Origin of the sequence: uncultured Escherichia sp. (assembly GCF_948475835.1) — a bacterium.
Lineage (GTDB): Bacteria > Pseudomonadota > Gammaproteobacteria > Enterobacterales > Enterobacteriaceae > ECMA0423.
Genome location: NZ_CAOLGM010000254.1, coordinates 1 through 1,434, shown reverse-complemented (window position 1 = coordinate 1,434; position 1,434 = coordinate 1). Strand labels below are relative to the sequence as shown.

The 1,434-nt window shown below is 43.6% G+C and carries 5 protein-coding genes; 2 read left to right on the top strand and 3 right to left on the bottom strand.

Annotated elements, in window-relative coordinates; all coding sequences use genetic code 11:
• Nucleotides 1-104: 104 nt before the first annotated feature.
• The 3 genes from QZF50_RS23650 to ymgI are packed head-to-tail and all read right to left on the bottom strand — an operon-like array spanning nt 105 to nt 963.
• Nucleotides 105-440 carry a YmgD family protein gene (locus QZF50_RS23650; protein WP_000979977.1) on the bottom strand — a complete coding sequence of 112 codons (336 nt, stop codon included), beginning with the start codon at nt 438-440 and terminating at the stop codon, nt 105-107.
• Between the two features lie 3 nt (nt 441-443).
• Nucleotides 444-788: a YMGG-like glycine zipper-containing protein gene (locus QZF50_RS23645; RefSeq protein ID WP_000726974.1), complete on the bottom strand. Its 345-nt coding sequence runs from the start codon at nt 786-788 to the stop codon at nt 444-446.
• Nucleotide 789: 1 nt separating this feature from the next.
• Complete coding sequence (gene ymgI / locus QZF50_RS23640) at nt 790-963, bottom strand: protein YmgI (protein WP_000122462.1); 174 nt, start codon at nt 961-963, stop codon at nt 790-792.
• A gap of 100 nt (nt 964-1,063) precedes the next feature.
• Here ymgI and ymgJ point away from each other — a divergent pair, with 100 nt between their 5' ends.
• Together ymgJ and QZF50_RS23630 are read left to right on the top strand one after the other, a co-directional pair.
• Nucleotides 1,064-1,249 (top strand): protein YmgJ, encoded by a 186-nt coding sequence (gene ymgJ, locus QZF50_RS23635; RefSeq protein ID WP_001325743.1) that lies wholly within the window; start codon nt 1,064-1,066, stop codon nt 1,247-1,249.
• Nucleotides 1,210-1,329 (top strand): hypothetical protein, encoded by a 120-nt coding sequence (locus tag QZF50_RS23630; protein ID WP_001131446.1) that lies wholly within the window; start codon nt 1,210-1,212, stop codon nt 1,327-1,329. Before ymgJ ends, QZF50_RS23630 begins: the two co-directional genes overlap by 40 nt.
• Nucleotides 1,330-1,434: the final 105 nt, after the last annotated feature.

Genomic DNA, 1,434 nt, shown 5'->3' with positions numbered 1-1,434 from the left:
GGCTACAATGACACCGCAGTGATGGTGGGCCTGAAATATAAGTTCTGATCCCGCCGTTAGCTAAAAAACCGCGTCGTATTCATCGACGCGGTACATATGAAATATTATTTTTTGCCGATAGCACGCATGGTGTCATCAATTGCCGTGATCAACAGCATTTGCGGGTCTTTAGCGCAAACCTGATTCAGTTTTTCTACCACTTTGGCGCTCAGTTCCGGAGATTGCTCAATTTTTAAATCACGGCTGGCAACGCTGGCATTACCCATTACCGCAACAATTTCTGCAACCTGTGCGCTGTCAGTTTTTGCCATTTCGTTGGCTTCTGCGCAAGTAATATAGGTTTCTGACGGCAAACCGTTTTTAATATTGTAGTCCTGCGCCCAGGTCATTGGTGCGAAAACAAACAGGCCCGCCAGTAAAGCAAATTTTTTCATCATCATTCCTTATTTCATTTTACCCAGAATTGCACCACCCGTACCGCCAATCACGGCACCTTTAATCGCCCCTTCGAGGCCATTGCCGGTCAGAACGCCAGTGACAGCACCAACGGCGGCACCTACTTTTGCACCTTTACGCGCATTTTTACCGTCGCGGCCTTTTTCTGTTACTGCACCAACACCAGCGCCAACAGCTGCACCTTTCAGTACGCCATTAACACCATTGCCAGTAAGTAAACCAACGCCTGCGCCTAGCAATGCACCTTTCGTGGTGCGATTCATATCCGCCATCGCTGGCGTGGAGCAGAACAATGCTGAGATAAGCCCGAAGGCAAGTATTTTTTTCTTCAACTTAGATGTCCGGTATTAAGTAAGTTGCACACACAATAATTTCGTCTTCAATTAAGATCTGCTTAACTAAAGAACGCTCGCTATTATTCAGATAATTCAAAATGAGCGTGGCTGTGATGATAGGAATTATGTTTTTTACGTGAATGAGAATAATCTTAAATGAGGAATAACTCATTGATTGACAATATTTTTATTCAAGAAGTGTCATTGACTGTTAACGCAATGTTGTAAAGGTAAGATAATCTGATTTATCAATATTATTGTGTGATTTTTATGTGAGCAGAAGATATTCATCAGCAACGATTACATTAGTCATTTTATTTTGCCGACGGCCTCATTGTCGAAAGATAAGCGTACGACAGTATTATCTGAAAAGAGTGATTTTTTATCCAACTACACTTCAGCGCACTGCGTGTAAAAAATGCCTCTTTCTTATGCGGGATATCATCATTTCATCATGATGTCTTTGGTGAGCGGTGAACACAATACACCTGCGCTGTCTCTTCAGGATGAATCCCCTGGTCTGGTGCCTGCGGGCTGATGTTGCAGCAGAGCTTAGGTCACTTAGACGCTACTATCATTTATCCAATGGCATGGAATCGAAATCAGTCGATACCCGCAGTATATATCGTGAACTGGGTGCAAC

Excerpts from the sequence above, each read along its gene's own strand:
- QZF50_RS23650 (WP_000979977.1), bottom strand. The coding sequence starts at position 440 with ATGATGATGAAAAAATTTGCTTTACTGGCGGGCCTGTTTGTTTTCGCA.
- ymgI (WP_000122462.1), bottom strand. The coding sequence starts at position 963 with ATGAGTTATTCCTCATTTAAGATTATTCTCATTCACGTAAAAAACATA.
- QZF50_RS23630 (WP_001131446.1), top strand. The coding sequence starts at position 1,210 with ATGCCTCTTTCTTATGCGGGATATCATCATTTCATCATGATGTCTTTG.